General features: G+C 36.7%; 23 protein-coding genes and 1 tRNA gene. 13 read left to right on the top strand and 11 right to left on the bottom strand.

What is annotated here, in order from left to right; translation table 11 throughout:
- Positions 1–103: 103 nt before the first annotated feature.
- Both ASE92_RS01300 and ASE92_RS01295 read right to left on the bottom strand, forming a co-directional pair.
- A complete protein-coding gene (locus tag ASE92_RS01300) occupies positions 104–295 on the bottom strand; it encodes a cold-shock protein (RefSeq protein ID WP_010599638.1) in 192 nt (63 codons plus the stop codon).
- Positions 296–506: 211 nt separating this feature from the next.
- A complete protein-coding gene (locus tag ASE92_RS01295; RefSeq protein WP_056848308.1) occupies positions 507–1,016 on the bottom strand; it encodes a hypothetical protein in 510 nt (169 codons plus the stop codon).
- A 430-nt stretch (positions 1,017–1,446) separates the two neighbouring features.
- Here ASE92_RS01295 and ASE92_RS01290 point away from each other — a divergent pair, with 430 nt between their 5' ends.
- Positions 1,447–1,794, top strand: coding sequence for a four-helix bundle copper-binding protein (locus ASE92_RS01290; protein WP_056848307.1), 348 nt, complete (start codon positions 1,447–1,449; stop codon positions 1,792–1,794).
- Between the two features lie 61 nt (positions 1,795–1,855).
- On the opposite strand, the gene ASE92_RS01285 is transcribed toward ASE92_RS01290, so the two are convergent.
- Positions 1,856–3,409: a trypsin-like peptidase domain-containing protein gene (locus ASE92_RS01285; RefSeq protein WP_056848306.1), complete on the bottom strand. Its 1,554-nt coding sequence runs from the start codon at positions 3,407–3,409 to the stop codon at positions 1,856–1,858.
- A 397-nt stretch (positions 3,410–3,806) separates the two neighbouring features.
- On the opposite strand from ASE92_RS01285, the gene dapF reads away from it, so the two are divergent.
- The 4 genes from dapF to ASE92_RS01265 all read left to right on the top strand — a co-directional run bounded on the left by dapF (position 3,807) and on the right by ASE92_RS01265 (position 10,822).
- Complete coding sequence (dapF, locus tag ASE92_RS01280) at positions 3,807–4,589, top strand: diaminopimelate epimerase (protein ID WP_056848305.1); 783 nt, start codon at positions 3,807–3,809, stop codon at positions 4,587–4,589.
- Positions 4,590–5,010: 421 nt separating this feature from the next.
- Positions 5,011–6,180 (top strand): efflux RND transporter periplasmic adaptor subunit, encoded by a 1,170-nt coding sequence (locus ASE92_RS01275; protein ID WP_056848304.1) that lies wholly within the window; start codon positions 5,011–5,013, stop codon positions 6,178–6,180.
- 46 nt (positions 6,181–6,226) lie between these two features.
- The gene (locus ASE92_RS01270; RefSeq protein ID WP_056848303.1) at positions 6,227–9,409 is read left to right on the top strand and encodes an efflux RND transporter permease subunit; all 3,183 of its coding nucleotides are present in this window, start codon (positions 6,227–6,229) and stop codon (positions 9,407–9,409) included.
- 12 nt (positions 9,410–9,421) lie between these two features.
- Entirely contained in the window at positions 9,422–10,822 is a 1,401-nt protein-coding gene (locus tag ASE92_RS01265; protein ID WP_056848302.1) for an efflux transporter outer membrane subunit, read from the top strand.
- A gap of 152 nt (positions 10,823–10,974) precedes the next feature.
- Here ASE92_RS01265 and nadD read toward each other — a convergent pair whose 3' ends face one another.
- From nadD to ASE92_RS01245, 4 genes are all read right to left on the bottom strand, one after another.
- Positions 10,975–11,547: a nicotinate (nicotinamide) nucleotide adenylyltransferase gene (nadD, locus tag ASE92_RS01260; RefSeq protein WP_056848301.1), complete on the bottom strand. Its 573-nt coding sequence runs from the start codon at positions 11,545–11,547 to the stop codon at positions 10,975–10,977.
- 134 nt (positions 11,548–11,681) lie between these two features.
- The gene (gene gmk, locus ASE92_RS01255) at positions 11,682–12,251 is read right to left on the bottom strand and encodes a guanylate kinase (RefSeq protein ID WP_056848300.1); all 570 of its coding nucleotides are present in this window, start codon (positions 12,249–12,251) and stop codon (positions 11,682–11,684) included.
- Positions 12,252–12,319: 68 nt separating this feature from the next.
- Positions 12,320–13,183 (bottom strand): YicC/YloC family endoribonuclease, encoded by an 864-nt coding sequence (locus ASE92_RS01250; protein ID WP_056848299.1) that lies wholly within the window; start codon positions 13,181–13,183, stop codon positions 12,320–12,322.
- A 137-nt stretch (positions 13,184–13,320) separates the two neighbouring features.
- A complete protein-coding gene (locus tag ASE92_RS01245) occupies positions 13,321–13,890 on the bottom strand; it encodes a 1-acyl-sn-glycerol-3-phosphate acyltransferase (RefSeq protein WP_056848298.1) in 570 nt (189 codons plus the stop codon).
- Positions 13,891–14,169: 279 nt separating this feature from the next.
- Between ASE92_RS01245 and ASE92_RS01240 the strand changes: the two genes are divergently transcribed.
- Positions 14,170–14,880: a hypothetical protein gene (locus ASE92_RS01240; RefSeq protein WP_157255602.1), complete on the top strand. Its 711-nt coding sequence runs from the start codon at positions 14,170–14,172 to the stop codon at positions 14,878–14,880.
- A 64-nt stretch (positions 14,881–14,944) separates the two neighbouring features.
- Here ASE92_RS01240 and rnc read toward each other — a convergent pair whose 3' ends face one another.
- The 3 genes from rnc to ASE92_RS01225 form a co-directional block, all read right to left on the bottom strand.
- The gene (gene rnc / locus ASE92_RS01235) at positions 14,945–15,673 is read right to left on the bottom strand and encodes a ribonuclease III (protein ID WP_056848297.1); all 729 of its coding nucleotides are present in this window, start codon (positions 15,671–15,673) and stop codon (positions 14,945–14,947) included.
- A gap of 94 nt (positions 15,674–15,767) precedes the next feature.
- Complete coding sequence (gene fabF / locus ASE92_RS01230; RefSeq protein ID WP_056848296.1) at positions 15,768–17,021, bottom strand: beta-ketoacyl-ACP synthase II; 1,254 nt, start codon at positions 17,019–17,021, stop codon at positions 15,768–15,770.
- 21 nt (positions 17,022–17,042) lie between these two features.
- The gene (locus ASE92_RS01225; protein WP_008508386.1) at positions 17,043–17,279 is read right to left on the bottom strand and encodes an acyl carrier protein; all 237 of its coding nucleotides are present in this window, start codon (positions 17,277–17,279) and stop codon (positions 17,043–17,045) included.
- Positions 17,280–17,436: 157 nt separating this feature from the next.
- Here ASE92_RS01225 and ASE92_RS01220 point away from each other — a divergent pair, with 157 nt between their 5' ends.
- The 7 genes from ASE92_RS01220 (at position 17,437) to ASE92_RS01190 (ending at position 23,838) form a co-directional block, all read left to right on the top strand.
- Positions 17,437–17,856, top strand: coding sequence for an IPExxxVDY family protein (locus ASE92_RS01220; protein ID WP_056848295.1), 420 nt, complete (start codon positions 17,437–17,439; stop codon positions 17,854–17,856).
- Between the two features lie 150 nt (positions 17,857–18,006).
- On the top strand, positions 18,007–19,437 hold the full coding sequence (gene pyk, locus ASE92_RS01215) for a pyruvate kinase (RefSeq protein WP_056848294.1): 1,431 nt from the start codon (positions 18,007–18,009) through the stop codon (positions 19,435–19,437).
- Between the two features lie 192 nt (positions 19,438–19,629).
- Complete coding sequence (locus tag ASE92_RS01210; protein ID WP_056848293.1) at positions 19,630–19,872, top strand: GIY-YIG nuclease family protein; 243 nt, start codon at positions 19,630–19,632, stop codon at positions 19,870–19,872.
- A 3-nt stretch (positions 19,873–19,875) separates the two neighbouring features.
- Positions 19,876–19,960, top strand: a tRNA-Ser gene (locus ASE92_RS01205).
- 161 nt (positions 19,961–20,121) lie between these two features.
- Positions 20,122–22,266, top strand: a complete 2,145-nt coding sequence (locus tag ASE92_RS01200) for a S9 family peptidase (protein WP_056848292.1) — start codon at positions 20,122–20,124, stop codon at positions 22,264–22,266.
- A gap of 109 nt (positions 22,267–22,375) precedes the next feature.
- The gene (locus ASE92_RS01195; RefSeq protein WP_056848291.1) at positions 22,376–23,128 is read left to right on the top strand and encodes a hypothetical protein; all 753 of its coding nucleotides are present in this window, start codon (positions 22,376–22,378) and stop codon (positions 23,126–23,128) included.
- Between the two features lie 32 nt (positions 23,129–23,160).
- Positions 23,161–23,838 (top strand): hypothetical protein, encoded by a 678-nt coding sequence (locus ASE92_RS01190; protein WP_056848290.1) that lies wholly within the window; start codon positions 23,161–23,163, stop codon positions 23,836–23,838.
- A 75-nt stretch (positions 23,839–23,913) separates the two neighbouring features.
- Here ASE92_RS01190 and ASE92_RS01185 read toward each other — a convergent pair whose 3' ends face one another.
- Entirely contained in the window at positions 23,914–24,093 is a 180-nt protein-coding gene (locus ASE92_RS01185) for a hypothetical protein (RefSeq protein WP_056849236.1), read from the bottom strand.
- Between the last annotated feature and the right edge of the window lie 131 nt (positions 24,094–24,224).

Here is a 24,224-nt window from a genome sequence, read left to right as displayed (position 1 = left end):
CAATTAATCCTCAAAGATCAACCCACCTTACTTCAAATTATTTTGCACAAAAAAAGTCCTGATTTTCATCAGGACTTTTTACGATTTATGTGTTCGAGTTTTCTTAAGCTACTTTTACATTTACCGCGTTTAGGCCTTTTCTACCTTCTTCTACATCGTAGTTTACGGTATCATTCTCACGAATGTTGTCAATTAAGCCTGAAGCATGAACAAAAATTTCGGCATCGCCATTAGATGGAGTGATAAATCCGAAACCTTTAGTTTCATTAAAAAATTTTACTGTTCCTTGTTGCATTATATTGTATTTTAATTTGTTTCAAAGATAATGTTAATTACCTATAAATCAATTTTTTATTTTTATTTATTCGAATTAAGCTAATTATATTGATTTATTGCTATTTAAACCACTATTTGGATGCGTTAGCCTATTCAATCACTTGCCATATTTTCCATTTTAAACATCTATATCAACTAAAATAGCCCTTCAGATAGTTGAATAATTTGTTTTAACTGCAAACCAGTTCATGCTTTTCGCAATAATCGATCCTTAATTCTTCAGTCATTTTAATCTTTAATATAGAATTGGATTTGCCTGCCGTTTCCTCACTCAAAACCAATAGTTCCTTATCAATCTCATGCAACAACATTTTTGGACTAGTATAAGTTAATGAAACCACGTGACCGGCCTTGTTTAACAAATCTGAATCTATTATTTCAAGTTCAGCCCATTCAAATCTGATGGAATTTCCATTTTCATCCCTTAAAATCGGAATTTGATGTTCTAACTTTTCGATAACATCCATTACCGAATAATGGAGCTTCTGATGCAAATCTTTGGCTTTTTTATTAGCCAACATCATTTGAGAAAACGTATTTAAGCGCTCGCCAGAAGTATATGGTTTAGATTTTTCCTGAAATTCCTTGTAGGTATCGTGAAAAATTCTTCGTTCGAAATCCGATCGGCACATAAAATTAAAATACTGTTTAGCAATAATGTTGATATAAGCCAAAGCCATAATTATTCGGTTTTAATTCTGGTCAAATATGAAATCATAAAAATCTGTTTGCTATAAAGACTCCTTATTAATCGGTACATGCGAAACTAAATAGCAAAAATGAATTTAAAATGAACTGTCATTAGCTAAAACGAGTAATCATTACTATTCGCTTCAATCATAAAAATAAAAATTCGAAAAGCAGGTTTCTATCCGTTTCAGTAAGGATAGTCCTGCCATCCACTTTACTCACCCGAAAAAACGGGTTCGTGTTCGCTATTTTTAGGTTGAGAAAACATAAAACAATGCAATAAACAAAATGTAAGTTGCAGATCGGAACTTTCACCACTACAGGGGTGAATAAAGATTCGGTTCTGCTAATCCCATTTTTATTAAAACTCTTTATATCCTTAGGCGTTAATTACATACAATAGTAGCTAACCAAAAAAATATGGAAACGAGAAACAACCACGCATTAATTCAGGCTTTATTAGATTGCGCTATGGCATGCGAACATTGCGGTTCTTCAAGCCTGAAGGAAGAGCAAGATATTGCAATGATGGTAGATTGCATTAAATTGAATAGAGATTGTGCAGACATTTGTACTCAGGCAGCACGATTGCTTCAACGCGATTCGGTAATTGGAAGGCAATACCTTTTGTTATGTGAAGAAATTTGTCGTTTATGCGCAGAAGAATGCAGCAATCACGACCATGAACATTGCAGACAATGTGCAGTTGCCTGCGAAGAATGCGCCGATGCCTGTCATGCTAACCACCAACCTATTGAGCAAGATTAATTGCATAAAAAATGTCCCGATTATTAAATCGGGACATTTTTTATGTATCGCTCTGCCTGAATTATTGAGCTGGGAAACTAAAATTATAAGTTCCCTGTTCGCCCACACCAGAAATACTAATCATATTATTTCTACCCTGAGGTAGCGCCTTTTGAACATCGGCAACAGAATTTACAGGCTGACCATTCACTTTCGTAATGATTAAACCTTTTTCTACTCCGATATTATCAAATGCTTTACCAGTAACTACTGATGTTACCACCACCCCGCTATTAATTCCAAACTTGGTTTTTTGAGCCTGGGTTGCCGGAGCAAATGTTGCACCTAACTTAGAAACCTCTACATTTTTAGTAGCTGCATTATTGGCTGTTAAACCGATGCTAGATTCACCTTTTAAAGTAACGGTTATATCTTTCAAAGAACCATCTCTTAAAACACTTAGCTTCACTTTGTCGCCAGGATTCATACGGCCAATTCTTTCCTGCAAATCAGGAGAATCATTAATAACAACACCATCTACTTTTTTAATGATGTCGCCTTTTTTAATTCCCGCAGCAGCACCACCGCCACCAGCTACCACATCACTTACATATAATCCGCTTACTTCTGATGTTGTAATTCCTTCTGGTTTTTCATCGCCACTTAAAGGGTAAAAATTAACACCAATGTATCCACGTTTTACCATTCCATATTTCATAAAATCATCAACGATTTTACGGGCTAAATTTACAGGAATCGCAAAGCCATAACCTTGATTGTATCCACTTTGTGAAGCAATTGCAGAGTTAATACCTACTAATTCTCCAGTTGCATTTACTAACGCTCCTCCACTGTTACCAGGATTAATGGCCGCATCTGTTTGAATAAAGGATTCGATACTGGTGTTTGCAGGTGCCTGTGGCCTTTTACCCGTACGCTGATATTCGCGGTATTCTTCTTCGGTAATCTCGTTACCTTGTTGCTCACGACCGATAATGCCAATACTTCTATTTTTTGCGCTCACGATACCAGCCGTAACTGTTGTCTGTAAATCGAGAGGGAACCCTACTGCCAATACCCATTCTCCTACCTGAACATTATCAGAATTACCCATTTTTACAACAGGTAAACCAGTAGCATTAACTTTAATTAAAGCTAAATCAGTGTTAGGATCGCGACCAATCACTTTGGCTTCTACTTTACGTCGGTCAGTTAATACTACCTCAACCTTTGATGCATTTTCTACCACGTGATTATTGGTGACAATATAACCATCCTGACTAATAATTACACCAGAACCTGATGCCGCTCGTGGTTGGCGTTGCATCTGGCGACCGCCGCCTCCAAAGAAATCATCGAACATATCAAATGGCGATGAGTTTCTTGATCCACCACCACTTTTGGCTTCATAAGTTGTTTTAATATGTACCACTCCTGGTGCAACCGCGGCCGCAGCCTGGGTAAAATCAGCTGTACCAGCCGATGATACTTTAAGTGGGTTATTGGCGAAATATAAATTCTGCTTTTCAGAAATCGTACTGCCAGTTTGATTGCGTTCAAATAGTTTGTAACCTCCAATTGCTGCTGCCCCACCTATAAAAGCAGCCAACACCGTAATACCTAATATTTTTTTCATGTGTTTGTATATTGTTTTTTAATGGTAATGAAGCGATCAAAAGCAATTGACTATTCTTTTTATTCGTTTAGCTTTTGACGGTTTCATGTGTTTTTATATTGTTTTTTAAATCCCATGATTATTACAAGCATTAATGCTAGCTAATTGTTTGCTTATAACATTCGTTGTTATTTGTAATGGTTGCAAGAGCAATATTCACTTTGTTTTAAGCAGATTGCCCCAGCAGTTTTTATCTGCTCAAATTTTCTTTAACAGTTTTATTCAAATTTAATACCATATAAACGATATTTGTATCAGTTAAGCACCACAAGCCATGTTAAAAAATGTTAAAACCTTTAACCCAGGCTTTGCGGTTGCTAATTGCATCTCAAATATTGCATAAAAAAATGAAGGTTTCATGAAAATTAATTTCTTTAAATACCAAGGAGCAGGTAATGATTTCATTCTGATAGATCACACCATGAAACAATTGGAAGATATTGATAATGAGTTGATTGAACAACTTTGCAATAGAAGATTCGGCATTGGCGCAGATGGCTTAATGTTTTTAACCAAACATGATGACTACGATTTTGAAATGCATTATTTCAATGCGGATGGTAAGTTAGGCAGCATGTGCGGTAATGGTGGCAGGTGCATTGTGGCATTTGCCAAACAACTCGGTATTATTGAAAATGAAACGAACTTTTTGGCAGTAGACGGACCGCATTATGCCAGAATTTCAGAATCAGGAGATTGGGTGGAGCTACAAATGATTGATGTTGACAGCATTACCAGTGATGGTGAAGCATTTGTTTTAAATACCGGCTCACCACATTACGTTGCTTTACAAAGTGATTTAAAAAATTTCGATGTTTTTACACAGGGAAAAAACATTAGATACAATGAAGTTTACAGCGAAAAAGGCATTAATGTAAATTTCGTTGAAGATAAAGGCGATCATTTATTTGTGCGAACTTACGAACGTGGCGTAGAAGATGAAACCTATGCCTGCGGTACCGGCGTAACTGCTGTTGCAATGGCTATGGCGAAATACAAAAATCAAAGCGGCCATATCAAAACTGATATAAAAGCTTTGGGTGGAGATATCAAAATCGAATTTAATTATGATGGAAATGAATTTACAAACGTATTTTTATGCGGGCCGGCAAAATTGGTTTTTGAAGGAGAGGTTGGATAACGCCGATCGATTGATACTAACCTTTTGAACACTAATCTACGCCCACTATAACAACAGGATTTTATAAAGTGTATATTTCACACTAAGGAAATAAAATAATGACTGTTTTTCTAAACAAAATCTTTAACAATTCGGCAAATAGAAGAGGCTTATTTAATAGCAATTAACATCTGTCTCAAGATATTTACACAAAAATTTCGGAAACAAATCAACGATATCATACTCGAAAACAGGCATTTAACACTCAAAATAGCTACTTGGAGATAAAAAATAAATCAATCGATTGATTAAATGACAGAAATTGGACAGACTTAATTTCTTTTAGGCTTTATTTTTGGGCAGAAATCGGCAAGTTGAAAACCATCATTCACTGCGCTTTCAAATCCGGAAATTAAAATTTAAATACACACACAAATAGTCCATGAGAAAAGTAACAACTCTCGTTTTTGGCATGAGCATCGCTATTGTTTTAGCATCATGCGGAAATAATGATGAACAGAAGAAAGCCGCAGCAGCAGCCGCGGCTGGTCCCCAAGCCTACCCTGTTTTTACGGTTAACGCACAAACCACAGAGCTAAATTCAGATTATCCAGCAACCATCGAAGGGATTCAAAATATCGATATCCGCCCTAAAGTTGATGGTTTCATTCAAAAAATATTGGTAGATGAAGGTGCAGTTGTTAAAAAAGGGCAATTACTTTTCACGATAATGGCACCACAATATGAGCAAGAGGTTAGAACTGCGAGAGCTGCGATTAGCAGTGCAGAGGCTGATGTAAATGCAGCCCAACTTCAGGTAAATAAAACTCGCCCTCTAGTGGAGAAAGACATCATCAGCAAATACGATTTGGATGCAGCGCAGCTAACCTTGCAAAGTAGAAAAGCAGCATTAGCGCAAGCGAGAGCTGCGTTAGCAAATGCTCAGGTAAATTTGGGTTATACCTCTATCACAAGCCCAGTTGATGGCGTGGTTGGTAGCCTTCCCTTCAGAACCGGAAGTTTAGTGAGCAGCTCAAGTACTGAACCTCTTACCACGGTTTCAAATACATCTAAAGTGTATGCTTACTTCTCACTTAATGAGAAACAATTATTAGATTTTTCTAAAACATATAAAGGGAGCACATTGGCACAGCAGATGAAAAACATTCCGGCAGTTAGTTTGGTATTAGCTGATGGAACTGTTTATGCTCAAAATGGTAAGATTGAATCCATCAATGGCCAAATTAATACCGCTACCGGTTCTGCTAGTTTAAGAGCTACATTCCCCAATCCAGTTTCCTTATTAAAGAATGGTGCAAGTGCTTCAGTTCGTGTACCGCAGAAAGTTGAAAATGCAATTCTTGTCCCTCAAAAATCAACAATCGATTTACAGGGAAAGAAATTCGTTTACGTTTTAGGCGATTCCTCAAAAATTATCAGTACAGAAATTCAGATTATGGATTTAGCTAAAGATAAATTTTATGTGGTAACCAAAGGCTTAAAAGCTGGCGATAAAATCGTTCTTGAAGGGTTTCAATCTTTAAAAGATGGAGCTAAAATTAAACCAGAAGAACAAAGTGCCGATTCAGTTTATGCTGATATAAAAAAATAAAGATATCATCACTGCAGTCATAATATCAGTGTAATCAATATTAAATATGTTTAAGAAATTTATAGAAAGACCAGTACTATCTACGGTTATATCCATTATCATCGTTATTCTCGGTGTTTTAGGTTTAGCTACTTTACCGGTTTCGCAATATCCAGAAATAGCACCACCTACAGTACAGGTTTCCACTTCGTACCAAGGTGCCAATGCAGATGTGGTAATGAATAGCGTTGTTGTTCCGCTTGAAGAGCAAATTAATGGTGTGGAAGACATGACGTACATGACTTCTAGCGCCAGTAACGACGGTACTGCAACCATCACGGTTAACTTTAAATTGGGTACAAACCCCGATTTGGCAGCAGTAAACGTTCAAAACAGGGTGGCAAGGGCAACCAGTTTATTACCTGCAGAGGTAACAAAGTCAGGTGTAATTACAGCAAAAAGGCAAGCGAGTAACGTTTTGATTTTTGGTTTGTATAGTGATGATCCCTCTTATGATCAAAAGTTTCTACAGAATTACGCCAATATCAACATCATTCCGCAGATTAAGCGTATTAACGGTGTTGGTGATGCCAGTGCTTTCGGAACGTTGGATTATACCATGCGTATCTGGTTGAAACCAGATATTATGGCCACTTACGGTTTAGTTCCAAGTGATGTAAATACGGCTTTAGCCGATCAAAACGTGGAGGCTGCTCCAGGGCAATTTGGTGAACAAGGCGATCAGGCATTTCAATACACACTAAAATATACAGGCCGGTTAAAAGATGAAGCACAATTTGGCAACATCATTATTAAATCTACAGCTAGCGGACAAATTCTTCGCTTAAAAGATATTGCAAGAATTGAATTAGGTGCTCAAAGTTATGCCAGTTCTGTAAAATTTAATGGCAAGCAAGCTTTAGGTATTGCAATTAACCAAACAGCGGGATCGAATGCGAAAGAAGTAATTGAGAATTCCATTAAAACCTTAGATGAAGCTCAAAAATCCTTTCCAAAAGGTGTTCATTACTCCACCTTGGTTAACGTAAATGATTTCCTGGATGCCTCAATTGAAAAAGTAATCCACACTTTAATTGAAGCTTTTATCTTGGTATTCTTAGTGGTATTTATCTTCTTGCAAGATTTGCGTTCTACTTTAATTCCAGCGATAAGTGTTCCGGTAGCTATTATTGGTACCTTCTTCTTTTTAAGTTTGTTCGGTTTTACCATTAACTTACTAACCCTATTTGCACTTGTACTTGCCATCGGTATTGTAGTGGATGATGCGATTGTGGTGGTGGAGGCGGTCCACGCCAAACTTGATGAAGGTTATACTGATGCAAAAAAAGCAACAGTTGATGCCATGGATGATATTAGTGGCGCCATCATTTCCATCACATTGGTAATGGCTGCAGTATTTATCCCAGTAAGTTTTATCCAAGGCTCATCAGGAGTATTTTACAAACAGTTTGGTTTAACACTGGCCATTTCAATTATTTTATCAGCTGTAAATGCGTTAACACTGAGTCCGGCATTGTGTGCTTTGTTTTTAAAGCCACACAAAGACGATCATGGAAAAAAGAAAAACTTTTTAGAGCGTTTTTATGCTGCATTTAATACTTCTTTTGATGCCGTTACAGGAAAATATAAAAAATCGGTTAGCTTTCTATCTAGAACAAAATGGCTCGTTGGCGTAGGGATTTTATTTTTCACGGGTCTTTTAATATGGACAATGAATACTACCCCTAAAGGTTTTGTACCAAATGAGGATTTGGGAACGATTATGTCTGATATTTCATTACCTGCGGGAACTTCTCAAGAGGAAACCAATATTGTGATTGCAAAAATCGATAGCATCGCTCATAAGATTCCTGAAATCAAAAATACTTTGAGAGTAGTTGGCCGAAGCATGATCAGTGGTTCTGGAAGTTCATACGGGATGGTAATTTCACGATTAACCCCTTGGGATGAACGTAAAGGGCGTGATGTTAAAACCATCATTGGCGAATTATTTGCTAAAACGGCTACGATTAAAGGTGCTAAAATTATTTTCTTCGCACCGCCCACTATTCAGGGTTTTGGTACCAGTGGAGGTTTTGAGTTCCAATTGCAAGATAAAACTGGTGGCGATATTAAAAAATTTAATGAAGTTGGTAACGGATTTTTAGCGGCTTTAAGTCAGCGTCCGGAAATTCAATATGCTTCCACCTCTTTTAACCCGAACTTCCCACAATATCAAATTGATGTTAACGTGGCAAAAGTAAAACAAGCAGGCCTAAACGTGAGTGATGTGTTGGGCGTAATGCAAGGCTACTATGGTGGGGTTTATGCATCAAACTTTAATAAATTTGGTAAACAATTTAGGGTAATGTATCAGGCAGAAGCGGCGTATCGTTCAAATGAACAAACGTTAACGCGTATTTTCGTTCGAAATCCTTCTGGCCAAATGGCACCAATTTCGGAGTTTATTACCCTTACGAAAGTTTACGGTCCGCAAGCCATATCCCGTTTCAATTTATTTACATCAATTGCTGTTACAGGGAATCCAAATGCAGGTTATAGTTCCGGAGATGCATTAGCGGCCGTTCAGGAAGAAGCTGCGAAACATTTACCTGCAGGATACGGATATGAGTTTTCGGGATTATCTCGTGAAGAGATGAGCAGCGGTAGCCAGACCATCTTCATTTTCTTACTGTGCGTAATCTTCGTTTATTTCTTGTTGGCAGCCCAATATGAAAGTTATATTTTACCGTTGGCAGTATTAATATCACTCCCAATCGGTTTGGCGGGAACCTTTATTTTCGATAAAATTTTCGGTATCGATAATAACATTTATACCCAAATTACGCTCATTATGCTCGTTGGTTTGTTAGCGAAGAATGCCATTTTGATTGTAGAATATGCGGTGGATAGACGACGCAAAGGCATGAGTATCGTGAATGCGGCTATTGATGGCGCAACCGCTCGTTTACGTCCAATTTTGATGACTTCATTTGCCTTTATCCTTGGATTACTCCCGCTGATGCTTTCATCAGGTGTTGGTGCGTCAGGAAATAAATCAATTGGAACAGGTGCCGTTGGGGGAATGTTAATCGGTACCATTTTCGGTATTTTCGTAATTCCGGCTTTGTTCATTGTATTCCAGTCGTTGCAAGAAAGAGTAAGCAATAAATCTCCTTTTGATGAAGGAATTGAAAAAGAGCAAACTCCTGAAGAATACGAATTAGCAACCGCTAACAGTAAACATTAATTTAATCCGAACATGAAATTCACACATAAGTATTCCTTTTTAATTGGTATTTCCATCCTTACCCTAAGCGCCTGCGTAACACAAAAATACGAACGCCCGCAGGTTAAGAATGAAGGTTTATACCGGGATAATAATACAACAGATACAACAACCATGGCAGATTTGCCATGGAAGAGCCTATTTTCTGATACGACTTTACAGTCGCTGATTCAACAGGGAATTAATCAAAATCTGGATCTTAAACAAGCCATTGAACGGATCAAAATTTCTGAAGCTACCTTACGTCAAAGTCGTGCAGCCTTTTTACCGAGCTTACAAGCTGATGTTTCCGTTACCGATGCAAAACAGTCTCAAGCGGCGCTGAACTTTCCAGCTGGCATTAACATTAACTTAGAAACTCAAACATACAGAGCTGCTTTAAGCACAGCTTGGGAAGCTGATATTTGGGGCAAATTAAGTAGCGCAAAACGGGCCGCATTTGCAACCTTACTACAAAGCGATGCGGCAAAACGTGCCGTTCAAACGCAATTAATAGCCACTATCGCGAATAATTATTATACTTTATTAGCTTTAGATAAACAATTGGCGATTACAGAGCAAACGATTAAAATCAGAGCGCAGGATGTAGAAACCATGAAAGCGCTAAAAGAAGGCGCTGTTGTAAATGGTGCGGCTGTAGTTCAAAGTGAGGCCAATCTTTATGCCGCTCAGGTAACACTCCCTGATTTAAAAAGAAGCATTAAAGAGGCTGAAAACGCTTTGAGCATTATTTTAGCACAAGCACCTGGAACGATTAATCGCACCAATTTAGATCAGCAAATTCCTTATGCCAATTTGCAAACTGGTGTTTCTGCGCAACTATTGCAAAATCGTCCGGATGTTATTGCCGCCGAATTCGGTTTTAGATCTGCATTTGAAAATACCAACGTAGCTAAAACTTATTTCTATCCGGCTTTAACTTTGACGGCTACAGGTGGCTTAACGAGTTTACAGCTGAGCAATTTTTTCGATAATTCCATATTCTATAATTTAGTTGGAGGTTTAACCCAACCCATTTTTGCTAAAGGTGCCAATAAAGCCCGCTTAACAACTGCACAGGCAAATCAACAAATAGCATTTTATGCTTTTCAACAAGCACTTTTAACTGGTGGACAAGAGGTTTCAAACGCTTTGTACGCTTACCAAACTGCTGCTGAAAAAGAGGAAACGAGAGCAAAACAAATTGCTTCGTTAACAAAAGCAGTTGATTTTACTAAAGAGTTATTGCGTTACAGTTCAGCAACAAATTATACCGACGTTTTGACCTCCGAACAGAGTTTGTTAACTGCTCAATTGAGTGGAATAAACGATAGATTACAAAAACTTCAATCTGTAGTTAACTTATACAGAGCATTAGGTGGCGGTTGGAAATAGCCGATTGATTCTGGGTTTAAGAATTACGATTTAGATTTTAGAAGTCTGCAATAATGTTATTCTTAAACCCAAAATCTTAAATCAAAGGTTCTGAAAGCTAAAAGGTTAATCAATTGCCTATCAATCGTAATTCGTAAATCTAAAATCGTAAATCAACGATACATGCCTTTGCCATCAATAAAATCAATCACCTTATCTGGCAAAAAAAACTGAACATTCTTTCCTTCTTTAATTGCTTTTCTGATAAATGTTGAAGAGATCTCCATTAAAGGTGTATCTGTGAACGTGATTGATGGATGATTAATCCACTCGGTAACGTCGGCCCCGGGACGTGGGTAAACGTAAATCTGGTAGTTATCCAACAGCACTTCGTAATTCTTCCATTTCTTAAAAGAAACCAGATTATCAGCTCCAATAATCAACACAAATTCTTTTGTTGGATAACGTTCACGCAAATAGGTTAACGTATCTATAGTGTATGATGGTTGCGGTAAGGAAAACTCAATATCGCTAACGCGGATGTGATCTGTATTTTCAGTAGCTAATTGTGCCATTTCCAAACGATCATACATGTTGGTTAAGCCTTTTTTATCTTTTAAGGGATTATGTGGTGAAACCACTAGCCATACCTCATCAAGACCTGAATGATTAGCCATATAATTGGCAATGATCAGATGCCCAGTATGAATGGGATTAAAAGAACCGAAAAATAGACCAGTTTTCAATTTTTAGTTTTCAGTTAAAAGGTTTATCAAATCGTCATTGCGAGGCACGAAGCAATCTTACCCGAGGATTTAAATTTAGGCTACCAAATGAGATTACTTCGCTCCTCGCAATGACGACCGCTAATGAAAAATTGTTAACTCCTTATAAAATCGCCCACCAATTTCTCAGCCTCGGCACATGCTGTAGCTAAATCGTAATTTTTAAGTATCACATCGAACTTATCAGCGTAGGTTAGTTCCTTTTCTGCTTTAATAAAACGCTCCTGCAGCTTTTCATGGCTATCCGTTCCTCTTCCGCTTAAACGTTCTTTAAGTACTTCTAATGATGGTGGTTGAACAAAAATAGCCAATGCATCTTCCTCATATTTACGCTTTAAACGAATGCCGCCTTCTACATCAATATCAAAGATAACGTGTTTACCATCGTTCCAGATACGCTCAATTTCTGAGCGTAAAGTACCATAGAAAGTGCCATTATAAACTTCCTCAAACTCCACAAATTCTTGGCGTGCCACTTTATGCAAAAACTCTTCTTTCGAGATGAAGTAGTAGTCGTTTTCATGGGTTTCAGCACCCCTCAATTCGCGTGTTGTTGCAGAAATTGAAAAGCTTAACTCTGGAAACTTGCTTAATAAATGGTGTACGATAGTGGTTTTGCCGGCTCCAGATGGCGCTGAAAATATGATTAATTTGCCTTGTTTCATGTTGTAAGCTGAAAGCAAAAAGCTGAAATACCAAAGCTGCTTTACGCTTTAGTATTTAGTCTTTCTCCTTATAATACGTTTAATAACTGTTCTTTAATTTTCTCTAGCTCTTCCTTCATACCCACAACATATTGCTGCATTTGAGCATCGTTTGCTTTCGCACCCATTGTGTTTATTTCTCTTCCAATCTCTTGTGAAATGAAACCCATTTTTTTCCCATTTGCTTCTTTACTTGCTAAAGTTTGCAAGAAATAATCGCAATGACTTTTTAAACGCGTTTTCTCTTCGGTGATATCAATTTTATCAATATAATAGATCAATTCTTGTTCAAAACGATTTTGATCGATGTTTACCTTTCCAACTGCATCGTCTAAAAACTGTGAGAATTTATCACGGATAGCTGCAATTCTCTTTGGTTCCAGTTCTTCAACAAATTTGAAATAAGAAAGAATATTTTTTATCCTAAGCTCCAAATCAGCTTTTAAAACTGCTCCTTCATCTTCTCTAAACTTGTTGAAGTTAGCTAATGCTTGATTAAAAATTTGATATAAATGGTTCCATTCATCCTCACTCACACTCTCTTCTTTATATGAAATTACATCAGGAAAGGTTAAAGCAGTTTGAAGTAAATTGGTACTGTTGGCGCCTAATTCGGTATTAACGGAAGTGAGTTGATTATAGTAATGCGCAAGTAATGCAGTATTAATAGTGGCACCAGTCACTTCACCGTTGGCACGTTCTACATTAATACTCAAACTCACTTTGCCACGTTCAATATCTTTACTACAAACATTTCGTAGTATTAATTCTTTATCAGAAAAAGCTTTAGGATATTTTAAGTTAAGCTCAAGAAATTTACTGTTGAGCGATTTGATTTCGACACTGTATTTTGCATTTGCATAATCGGCTGTTGCTAAGCCGTATCCTGTCATGGATTTTATCATGCGCAAAGATAGAAAAATTAGTTTAGAGTTCGCAGTGGACCTTTTATGCCAGCACCATATTCTTCAAGCATTTTGTAAATTGCATTGAAGGTATGTTGTTTCAAAAATTCTAAATCTTCAGATTTTTAGCCAGCTGTTTCAATTACATTCCCAAATTCCATTTTAATTATTCCTGGATAAAGCAGCAAAGAATCGGTCCGTGGAAGATGTTCCTTGCTGTTGAATATAGCAAAAGGCATAATTGGAGTTTGTGTTTCTATGGCCAAACGAAAAGCACCATCGTAGAAAGGATTAAGTAAGCTTTTCGTTTTATTCATGGTTCCCTCGGAGAAGATTAAAATCGACTGCCCTCCATTCAAATTTCTGCGAAGTTCTGCTACCGATTGATCGCGACTTTCACGACTGCAGCGGTCAATCATCACAACCAAACGCTTATAAATCCATCCAAATACTGGGACTTTAAGCCTTTCTATTTTGCCAAGCGGACTAAAAGTTTGAGGAATACAAAGCACGAGTGCTACTGCATCAAGAAATGAACCATGGTTGCCTACATAAATATAAGTTCTTGAGGTATCGATTCCAGATTTGCTATTGCTGCTAAACCATAGAAAGGTTAGCGCACTGAATCCAAATGCCCAAAACTTTAAGAACCAAAAAGAGATTCTGCTTCCATCTTTTTCATTGGAAACTCCCATGCTGAGGATAATAAACGGACATACCACAATCATCAACAAAAAGAAATTTGTTGATATATAGAGAAAGTAAAGCAGTCCAAAAACCTTACGCACTTGCATTAACGTTTATTTAACAAATAAAAGGTTAACAAATGTTAATTTTACAAAAAATATCTTAAGTAGGAAATCTGTTTGTAAACAAATAATAGAACATTAGTGATATCATCCTTGTTTATAAAAAACCGCAAAATAAGCGCACCTTCAAATCTTCTCTACAGATATTTGATAAATTAATTGCTGATGAAATTTTTAAAAACCGCGATCATTCCATTTTTTTTATTACTTATCAGCTTTAATCTTAAAGCACAAGACTTTATTGTTAAGGGTGTTGTTTTTGAAAAAGGAGCGAATATCCGGGTTGCCCTCGCAGAGATTACCAATCTACGAACCAATTTGGGTGTAGGAAGTAATGATTTGGGGTTTTTCCAGCTAAAAGCTAAAGTTGGCGACACTTTACTCATCACCAAAAGAAATTTAACAGACCAGAGAATCATTATAAAAGGCACTCAAGATATTTTGATTTATTTAGTGAGAGAAAGTACCATGCTGAACGAAGTGACCATTGTAGGCAACACCAAAAAGCAAGATTTAGCAGAAATTAAGAGAGAATTTCAGAACAAGGGCGTTTATAAAGGAGGCAAGACACCTTTATTATCTGTGTTATCAAATCCTTTAAATGCGCTTTATAATTTATTCGGCAAGGACCCCAAAAATGCCCGAAGATTTGGACGCTATGCGGATAATGAAATTAAACAATCGCAAATAGATGTTTATTTTAACCAATCTATCATCAAGAATAATACAGAACTAAGAGGTGATACGCTGGAACGTTATATGCTGGATTGCAGACCCGCTTTTGATAAAGCTCAATATTGGAACAGCTACGACTATATCAAGTACATTAAAGAATCATCAAAGAAGTTTACCGATACGTTGGGGAAAGGGAAGTAGTGATCAGTTGCCAATTTGCAGTTCGTAGTTGGCGATTACAAAATTAATAACCAATCATTTAACCTTAAATAGATAATGCTTCGCAGGCTTTTTCTGCAGCAAGTTTTTCTGCATTTTTCTTATTGTAATCTCTACCGGTACCGTGCTTTTCACCATCTACAATGGCACTAATAGTAAATAGTTTTGCGCTTTCGCCTTCACCATTCTGAGCAAGCTCAAAAGTAACATCCTTACCGTGGCGTTGACACCACTCGATGAGTTTACTTTTGAAATTGGTTTCCGTAAGTTCTAATGTATGAATATCGATATGAGGCTTAACTATCCTTCTAAGCAAAAACTCCTTAGTAAAATTGTAACCCTTATCCATATAAATGGCACCTACAATGGCTTCGAAAGCATCTCCCAACATAGAATTGTGTTTGGTTTGGATACTAACTGAACGTTGATCGAATTGGATTAACTTATCAAAACCTATCTTTTTTGCCAATTGGTTCAAGTTTGCTCGATTGACAATTTTAGAACGCATTTCAGTTAAAAAACCTTCTTCCTTATAAGGATAATGCTTAAAAAGAAGTTCGGCGATCACCGAACCTAAAACTGCATCGCCAAGAAATTCTAATCGTTCATTGCTGCTCCTGCTACCATTTTTTAAAACTTTAGCTACAGAACGATGCCTGAACGCCATTTTATAAAGCGTAACATTGCCAGGAACAAAGCCTAAAATATTTTTCAGCTTTTTAACAAACTCCTTTTCAGGAGAGAGATAAAGTTTATATAATTTTAATATCGGCATTAAATAAATAACACAATTAGCGGCTAATAAGCATATTTAACTAAGTTATCTATTTTTAATTAGCATACAAAATTATATAGCAAAGCTGAATAAATTAATCTTCGTATTTCTTGAAAATTACTGAAGCATTATGACCACCGAAACCAAAAGTATTACTTAAAGCAGCTCTAACTTCACGTTTTTGAGCTTTGTTGAAAGTAAAATTCAATTTAGGATCAAATGCAGGATCATCTGTAAAGTGATTAATTGTAGGAGGTACAATATCATTTTGAACAGAAAGAATTGCGGCGATCGCTTCAATAGCTCCAGCGGCGCCTAATAAGTGGCCCGTCATTGATTTTGTTGAACTGATGTTTAAGCGGTAGGCATCCTCTCCGAAAAGATCAGCAATGGCCTTAGTTTCACTAATATCGCCAAGTGGCGTAGAAGTTCCATGAACATTGATGTAATCGATATCGGCGGTGGTTAATCCTGCATCTCTCAAAGCGTTAGTCATTACCATTCTGGCACCTAAACCTTCAGGGTGTGGAGCAGTGATGTGATTTGCATCAGCACTCATCCCTCCACCCACAAGTTCTGCATAAATTTTTGCACCCCTTGCTTTGGCATGTTCAAGTTCTTCTAAAATAATAGTTCCTGCGCCTTCACCAGCCACAAAGCCATCACGGTCTTTATCAAAAGGACGTGAAGCGGTTCGAGGATCATCGTTGCGTGTAGATAATGCATGCATGGCGTTAAAACCACCCATTCCTGCTTCATTAATAATGGCTTCTGAACCCCCGCTGATGATCACATCTGCCATACCCAAACGGATATAGTTAAAAGCATCAATCATCGCATTGGTTGAGGAAGCACATGCCGAAACAGTTGCAAAATTTGGCCCACGTAAGCCATATTTGATAGAGATATGCCCTGGAGCAATATCAATAATCATCTTAGGAATAAAAAATGGATTGTATCTTGGCGTACCATCTCCCTTGGCGAAATTCGAAATTTCATCAAGAAAGGTTTTCAATCCACCTATGCCAGCGCCCCAAATAACACCGATTCTGTTGGTATCCAATTTCTCAAAATCAAAACCACCATCTTTTACAGCCTCATCTGTTGCTACTAAAGCATATTGTACAAACGGATCTAGCTTGCGGGCTTCCTTTTTCTCCAGAAAATCTTCCGGATTAAAGTTTTTTACCTCACATGCGAATTTGGTTTTAAACTTTTCAGTATTAAAACCCACAATAGGAGCAGCGCCACTCACCCCGTTAGTCAATCCTTCCCAAAAATCAGGAACATTATTGCCTATAGGAGTGAGCGCACCCAACCCTGTTACTACTACTCTTTTTAATTCCATTTATACTGAAAAAGCGTAATTCTATTTAACGTTTTTTTCCAAATAAGCAATCGCTTGACCAACTGTACCGATGGTTTCAGCCTGATCGTCAGGGATAGCTACATTAAATTCTTTTTCAAATTCCATAATCAATTCTACGGTATCTAAAGAATCTGCACCCAAATCGTTGGTGAATGAAGCCTCTGGCGTAACTTCGCTTTCGTCAACACCTAGTTTTTCTACGATAATAGCCTTAACTCTTGAAGCAATATCAGACATAATTTTATAATTTAATGGTTAAATAATTCTGTGCAAAGAAAAATAAATTCTTACAATTTTCAAATGTTTTTATTTCGACACCTAAATTTGGCTCTCAAATAACAAGCGAATATAGAATTAGTTTTTTAATTTCGTTCTGTAAATAATTTATTTCGACTTGAATAGAACTTACCTGAAATTAACGTTAGACCTTGATTTTATACTAATTGCGATCACAGCACCCCTAAAAGACTATGTGCTATGCCACAAAATTAATACGAGGTTGAACACCGAATTTGAGAAAATCGAAGACCATGAAATATTTTTTAACATTGATGAACCGGCGTGGTCTTTCTCTAAATATTATTTTTTTGTAGAGCAAGGCGAGATTGAATATTACCTTATTAGTAACAGAAGTAGCGATGGTTTGCTGGTTCCGGAAATGGGAAATGTAGATTTTTTTATAATAATTAAGGAATTTATCGACAAGGAAGATCTTAATTATTTAATTAACGGATTAAACAAACTGCCTGATATTCAAGTTGCTGCAAAAATAGATCCAACCAAATTAAAGAGTAAAGAGAATTTGGTAATATAAAAATTATATACTTGGTGTATTAAATACACTATATTTGACGGTTATAAACAACGAACAAAAAACAAAATATATAAAATTTAATGCAGTTTAATTATTTTAGATAATTAATTAGCGTTTTCTGAAACTGCATTGCTAAAATCAAATAATTAAATGAAACCTTTTCATTCAAGAACTAAAATTGTTGCTACGCTTGGGCCAGCATCAGCAAAACCAGAAGTATTATATAGTATGTTTAACGCAGGTTTGGATGTTTGTCGTCTAAATTTCTCGCATGGTTCTCAAGCAGATCATCAGGCCGTTTTAGATACCATCCGCGATTTAAATAAGAAATACGATTATAATGTAGGTATCCTTGCAGATTTACAAGGCCCAAAAATTCGTATCGGTTTAGTAAAAGAAGGCGGGATTAACTTAATTAATGGTAAAACCACCGTTATTACTACACAAGAATGCATTGGTAACGAAGAACGTATTTATATAACATATCAGAACTTCCCTCAAGATGTTCAGGCAGGTGAAATCATCCTTTTGGATGATGGAAAACTGCAAATGAAAGTGATTTCTACGAATCTTAAAGATGAGGTGGTTTGTGAGATTGTTCACGGCGGAATATTAACTTCAAGAAAAGGAGTAAATCTTCCAAACACAAAGGTTTCTATCCCATCTTTAACTCCAGAAGATAGAGAAAACCTAGAATTCGTTTTAGAAAATGATGTAGAATGGATTGGTTTATCTTTCGTTCGTAAAGCTGAAGATATTATTGAACTGAAAAAGATTATTGCAGAACGTGGTAAAACTGCCCGTGTAATTGCAAAAATTGAAAAACCAGAAGCTATTGCCAATATCGATGAGATTATAGCGGTTACAGATGGTATTATGGTTGCCCGGGGCGATTTGGGTGTTGAATGCCCAATGGAAGAAGTTCCTTTATTACAAAAAATGATTGTTGCTAAATGTAGAGCAGCCTCAAAACCTGTAATCGTAGCCACTCAAATGCTAGAAAGCATGATCACTACGCCTCGCCCAACTCGTGCAGAGGTGAATGACGTAGCCAATTCAGTATTGGATGGTGCAGATGCGGTAATGTTAAGTGGTGAAACTTCAGTTGGAGAATTTCCTTTGATCGTTATTGAAACGATGCAGAAAATTATTCAAAACATTGAGCAAAACAATTATCCATTTAATCCTGATAAGTTTTTAAAACCAAAATCTGCCTCTTTCTTGAGCGATGCGATTTGCGATTCTGCTTGTTTCTTAGCTAAGCAAACCAATGCTGTTGGTATTGTATCAATGACTTTAAGTGGCTATACTGCTTTTGAAATCTCAAGCCACAGACCGGAAGCTTTAACTTTCATCTTCACGAGCAACAGAGCACTTTTAAATGCAGTTAGCTTATTATGGGGCGTTAGAGGTTTTTACTATGATAAATGGGAAAGTACAGACAATACCATTATTGAGGTGAACGAATTCTTAAAAAGCAAAAAATTGGTTAAGCAAGGCGATATTTTAATTAATACTGCGGCAATTCCAATAGAAGCGAAAGGAAAAACTAATATGCTAAAAATTACAGTTGTTGATTAATTTAACAACTCATCAAATAAAAATGCTTCCTTTGAAAATTGGAAGCATTTTTTTTGAATAAAAAAATTACTTTTGCAAACCATTCCGGAGAGGTGTCAGTCCAAAGGACCCCTACGGGGAGTGGTCGATCAAGCACGCTTGGAAAGCGTGTGATAGTATTTAAAAAGTTTGGATACATATTTTAAATATAGTATGTTTTATAGTTACATTCTAAAAAGCTTAAAAGATGGAAGATATTATTATGGCAGTACCGAGAATTTGGAAGCAAGACTGATTAAACATAATAAAGGAGATGTGAAATCTACAAAAGGCAGACGACCTCTTATTATTCATTTTTATGAAATGTTTAGTACAAGGGGTGAAGCTTTTAGAAGAGAACAATATTATAAATCGGTAAATGGTTACATTTATTTGAAACAAGAAAAAATTATATAATCCGGAGAGGTGTCAGAGTGGTCGATCGAGCACGCTTGGAAAGCGTGTGTACTTAACGGTACCGCGGGTTCGAATCCCGCTCTCTCCGCAAAATGCTATCTTTTTTAAGATGGCATTTTTTATTTAAGCTGTTAGCGTAACCTAACTTAAGCATATTTTAGAAACGTTAATTTGTATTATTCTTGCTAATTTAATCTGATCTCACGAAACACTCTTAATTTTATCCCAAAGATTAACCAACTGACTATTATGAATAAATATTGGCTAACCGCAATTGCCCTGTCCATAATGACTTCGGCAAATGCGCAACACAAAGTTTTAACCGAAAAAGATTATGAACATGCGGAAAGCTTTATGGCTTACAACACTTCTAAATACATTGATAATGTAGGTGTTACACCCAATTGGCTTGAAGGTGATAACTTTTGGTTTACTATTAAAAATGCCAATGGTACGCAAACCTTTTTGGTAAATCCTGAAAAGAAAACGAAAACCTTAACTACAGAATATGGAAAAGGTTTAGCTTCACCACCTCCTACTGCAAGAAGAAGGGGCGGCGGCGACGAAGTACTTTCTCCTGATGGGAAAAAATCCATTCTAATTAAAGATTATAATTTATATTTGAAAGATGTGGCATCAGACAAACTCACTCAGTTAACTACTGATGGCGTGAAGGACTATGGTTACGCAACTGACAATGCTGGGTGGAAACATAGCGATGCGCCCATCCTACGCTGGTCGCCAGATTCGAAGAAAATTATGACTTTCCAGCAAGACCAAAGAAATTCGAAAGAGATGTATTTGGTAACCACCAATGTTGGTGCTCCAAAACTGGAAGCCTGGAAATATCCATTACCGGGAGATAAAGAAATCCCTACCATCAGACGTGTAGTTATCGATATTGAAAACCAAAAGGTAATTTCTTTAAACATTCCTCCTGATCCGCACCGTGGTACTTTGAGTGATGACATTTCGAGCAGTGGAACTTTTGATGATATTGATTGGAAAGCTGATGGATCGGAAGTTGCTTTTGTATCTACCTCGAGAGATCACAAAAATGAGAAATTTCGCATTGCAAATGCAAGCACAGGTGCTGTTCGGGAAGTATTTGAAGAAACCGTAAAGACGCAATTCGAATCTGGCCAAGGCACCATTAATTGGAGATATTTACCAGCAACCAAAGAAATTATCTGGTATTCTGAACGAGATAATTGGGGCCATTTGTACCTATATGACTCCACTACCGGCAAAGTAAAAAATCAAATAACAAAAGGAAATTGGGTAGTTACAAGGCTGCTTAAAGTTGATGAAAAAACACGTACGCTTTTTTTCATCGCCAATGGTCAAGATAAATTGAATCCTTATTTTGGTCACTTTTTTACAATTGGTTTCGACGGTAAAAATTTAAAAGATTTAACACCAGAACCAGGTAATCACATGGTTACTTTCTCTCCTTCCGGAAAATTTTTCATCGATAATTATTCTCAGCCTAATGTTCCAGCGAATGTTGTTTTAAAGGATATAAATGGCAAGGTAGTTAGCGAACTGGCTAAAACGGACGTTTCTAGATTAACTGCAACAGGCTGGAAAGCGCCTACACCAGTTACTGTAAAAGCTAATGATGGCAAGACTGACATTTACGGTTTGGTATTTACGCCATCAAAAATGGATGCCACTAAAAAATATCCGGTAATCGATTACATTTATCCCGGGCCACAAGGTGGAAGTGTGGGCAGCTGGTTCTTTTCAGCATCGCGTGGCGATAACCAAGCTTTAGCAGAATTAGGTTTTATTGTTGTGGTACTTGAAGGAACAAGTAACCCAGGCCGATCTAAAAGCTACCACGATATGAATTATGGCAATATGGCCGAAAACACATTGCCAGATCAAATCACCGCGATCAAACAACTGGCTACCAAATACCCAATCGATACTGCCAAAGTTGGTATCTGGGGCCATTCTGGCGGCGGGTTTGCAACAGCTGCAGCGATGTTCCGCTACCCAGATTTCTTTAAGGTTGGAATATCAGAATCAGGAAACCACGACAATAGAAATTATGAGGATGACTGGGGCGAACGCTACAATGGATTGGCAGAAAACGTAGATTATGCAGCGCAAGCCAATCAAACTTATGCCAAAAATTTAAAAGGAAAGCTCATGTTGGTTCATGGGATGATGGATGATAACGTACCACCTTACAATACTTTATTAGTTGTTGAAGCTTTACAAAAGGCTAATAAAAGTTTTGATTTAGTAATTTTTCCGAATAGTGCACATGGTTATGGCCCGTATTCTGCTTACATGATGAGAAGAAGATGGGATTATTTTGTACAGCATTTATTAGGAGCTGAGCCGCCTAGAGACTATAAAATGGTTGGCACAGTGATTAAGTAACACATACAAAAGGGTTTTGATAGTATCGAAACCCTTTTGTATTTCCAAACAAGGTTAATCTATGTTAAAATTTTAATAGACAGTTAATTATCCTTTAGATTCGCTAACAATGAAATATTTCTTCTTCTTTGTGCTAATCATTATCTCCAACCGCTTATTTTCCCAACAAATTAGCGGACAAGTGTTGGATGATATTTCCAGAATTCCGATCGAAAATGCGGTAGTCAAATACGGAAACGAAGTAAGCATAACCTCGAGTACCGGAAAATTTTCATTTCTGAAAAATCCTTCTATTCGAATTTTAAAAATTAATAAGTTAGGCTATGAAGAAAAGGAATTAAGCCTAATTAATAACTTTAAAGATGTGATCGTCCTTTTGCGTTCGGTTGCTATCAATTTAAATGATGTTACCATTTATTCTAAAAGAGATTACCTTAAAGACTCGTTGCAGATACGGGAAGATTTCGCAAAGGTTTTCGCTTATAAAAACCCATCCATTAAAGATGTACTGGTTAAAAAAGGTTTGCGCTATAAAACGCCAGGATCAAACCTGGTTTCCAACTCCACTTCCTCTATATTAAGTCTGGATGTTTTAAGAACAATTGGTTTACTCACCAAGAATAAAAATTCACTTTCAAAATTAAAGAAAGTGCAGTTAAAAGATGAGGAAACAAATTATATCAATAATCGTTTCTCACCAGAAAAAATAAGCGCTATCACTAAACTGGAAGATGATTCATTAAATAATTTTATTGAAATATATCGTCCTTCTGCTGCCGAAATTAGAAAAATGAATGACTATGAAATACTGATGTATGTGAAGCGTAGCTACGTAGATTTTATTAACCCAAACAAAGATTAACTTTAAAAGTTAATTATTAAACATCAATTTAAATGGGAAAAACGAGATCACTTAACAATGTTATTATTACCGGAAGCACAGGTATGGTTGGCGAAGGTGTATTAATTCAGTGCCTAAATAACCTCGAAATAGACTCAATTTTGGTAATTAACCGGAAACCATGCGGTTATGTTCATGCTAAACTTAAGGAAATTATTCATCAGGATTTTTTTAATTTCAAAGCTATCGAAGATGAACTGAAAGGCTACAACGCTTGCTTCTTCTGTCTTGGTATTTCATCAGTTGGGGTTGATAACGATACTTATTATCGCATGACTTATACACTTACGATGCATGTTGCAGATACTTTGGTTAAGTTAAATGATAATATGACTTTTTGTTATGTTTCTGGCAGTGGAACAAATATAAATGGAAAACTAAACTGGCAGAAGGTAAAAGGCAAAACAGAAAACGAATTAATCAACTTACCGTTTAAGCAGGTTTATCACTTCCGTCCGGGTTTTATCAAACCACTTCAAGAGCAAAAATTTGCCCACAATTTTTATAAGTATATCAACTGGATGTTTCCTATTGGAAGAAAATTTTTCCCTAATGGTTTTTGTACGATGACCGAACTCGGAGATGCGATGATTAATACATTATATCATCAAAGCGAAAGAAGAATTTTGGAAGGAAAAGATATTATTAAACTAGCTAAAGAATTTTCTTAAAATCGAAAATTAATGAGGTAAAATGGAAGATAGTTTTGGGTCATAACCTTCACGATCTTCCGTTTTAAGTTTACACTATTTCTTATTATCAACTTTACGTTGATTATCTTTATTCGATGTTTGATCGGAACGCTGACCTCCACCATTCGTTATTCCCTGCATTTTCTTGTCAACTTTTACATCGTGATTTGCTCTGTCGGCAATTGAACTTCCTTGGGTTGTTGGATTGTTCTTGGGTGTATTTACATTTTTCATGGCAATAAATTTTAAGTTAAACATTTATTCCGAGCGCCATTATATTAACCGACCATCACCGATTATGTTTTAATTTTTTTAAGGATGGAGTCGGCAATCCAACTTCCGATAAGTGTACTATTATATTTTAA

Source organism: Pedobacter sp. Leaf41, from assembly GCF_001422545.1.
Classification (GTDB): Bacteria; Bacteroidota; Bacteroidia; order Sphingobacteriales; family Sphingobacteriaceae; genus Pedobacter.
The sequence above is the reverse complement of the archived record's forward strand: the minus strand, read 5'-3'. Positions and strand labels throughout refer to the sequence as shown.

What these genes read in the sequence shown, in the direction of transcription:
- ASE92_RS01265 (WP_056848302.1), top strand. Translation starts at nt 9,422, where the DNA reads ATGAAATTCACACATAAGTATTCCTTTTTAATTGGTATTTCCATCCTT.
- ASE92_RS01300 (WP_010599638.1), bottom strand. Translation starts at nt 295, where the DNA reads ATGCAACAAGGAACAGTAAAATTTTTTAATGAAACTAAAGGTTTCGGA.
- dapF (WP_056848305.1), top strand. Translation starts at nt 3,807, where the DNA reads ATGAAAATTAATTTCTTTAAATACCAAGGAGCAGGTAATGATTTCATT.
- ASE92_RS01210 (WP_056848293.1), top strand. Translation starts at nt 19,630, where the DNA reads ATGTTTTATAGTTACATTCTAAAAAGCTTAAAAGATGGAAGATATTAT.
- ASE92_RS01295 (WP_056848308.1), bottom strand. Translation starts at nt 1,016, where the DNA reads ATGGCTTTGGCTTATATCAACATTATTGCTAAACAGTATTTTAATTTT.
- ASE92_RS01245 (WP_056848298.1), bottom strand. Translation starts at nt 13,890, where the DNA reads ATGGGAGTTTCCAATGAAAAAGATGGAAGCAGAATCTCTTTTTGGTTC.
- ASE92_RS01250 (WP_056848299.1), bottom strand. Translation starts at nt 13,183, where the DNA reads ATGACAGGATACGGCTTAGCAACAGCCGATTATGCAAATGCAAAATAC.
- ASE92_RS01275 (WP_056848304.1), top strand. Translation starts at nt 5,011, where the DNA reads ATGAGAAAAGTAACAACTCTCGTTTTTGGCATGAGCATCGCTATTGTT.
- gmk (WP_056848300.1), bottom strand. Translation starts at nt 12,251, where the DNA reads ATGAAACAAGGCAAATTAATCATATTTTCAGCGCCATCTGGAGCCGGC.
- ASE92_RS01240 (WP_157255602.1), top strand. Translation starts at nt 14,170, where the DNA reads ATGAAATTTTTAAAAACCGCGATCATTCCATTTTTTTTATTACTTATC.
- ASE92_RS01200 (WP_056848292.1), top strand. Translation starts at nt 20,122, where the DNA reads ATGAATAAATATTGGCTAACCGCAATTGCCCTGTCCATAATGACTTCG.
- ASE92_RS01270 (WP_056848303.1), top strand. Translation starts at nt 6,227, where the DNA reads ATGTTTAAGAAATTTATAGAAAGACCAGTACTATCTACGGTTATATCC.
- ASE92_RS01225 (WP_008508386.1), bottom strand. Translation starts at nt 17,279, where the DNA reads ATGTCTGATATTGCTTCAAGAGTTAAGGCTATTATCGTAGAAAAACTA.
- fabF (WP_056848296.1), bottom strand. Translation starts at nt 17,021, where the DNA reads ATGGAATTAAAAAGAGTAGTAGTAACAGGGTTGGGTGCGCTCACTCCT.
- ASE92_RS01185 (WP_056849236.1), bottom strand. Translation starts at nt 24,093, where the DNA reads ATGAAAAATGTAAATACACCCAAGAACAATCCAACAACCCAAGGAAGT.
- pyk (WP_056848294.1), top strand. Translation starts at nt 18,007, where the DNA reads ATGAAACCTTTTCATTCAAGAACTAAAATTGTTGCTACGCTTGGGCCA.
- ASE92_RS01290 (WP_056848307.1), top strand. Translation starts at nt 1,447, where the DNA reads ATGGAAACGAGAAACAACCACGCATTAATTCAGGCTTTATTAGATTGC.
- ASE92_RS01190 (WP_056848290.1), top strand. Translation starts at nt 23,161, where the DNA reads ATGGGAAAAACGAGATCACTTAACAATGTTATTATTACCGGAAGCACA.
- ASE92_RS01195 (WP_056848291.1), top strand. Translation starts at nt 22,376, where the DNA reads ATGAAATATTTCTTCTTCTTTGTGCTAATCATTATCTCCAACCGCTTA.
- rnc (WP_056848297.1), bottom strand. Translation starts at nt 15,673, where the DNA reads ATGCCGATATTAAAATTATATAAACTTTATCTCTCTCCTGAAAAGGAG.
- ASE92_RS01285 (WP_056848306.1), bottom strand. Translation starts at nt 3,409, where the DNA reads ATGAAAAAAATATTAGGTATTACGGTGTTGGCTGCTTTTATAGGTGGG.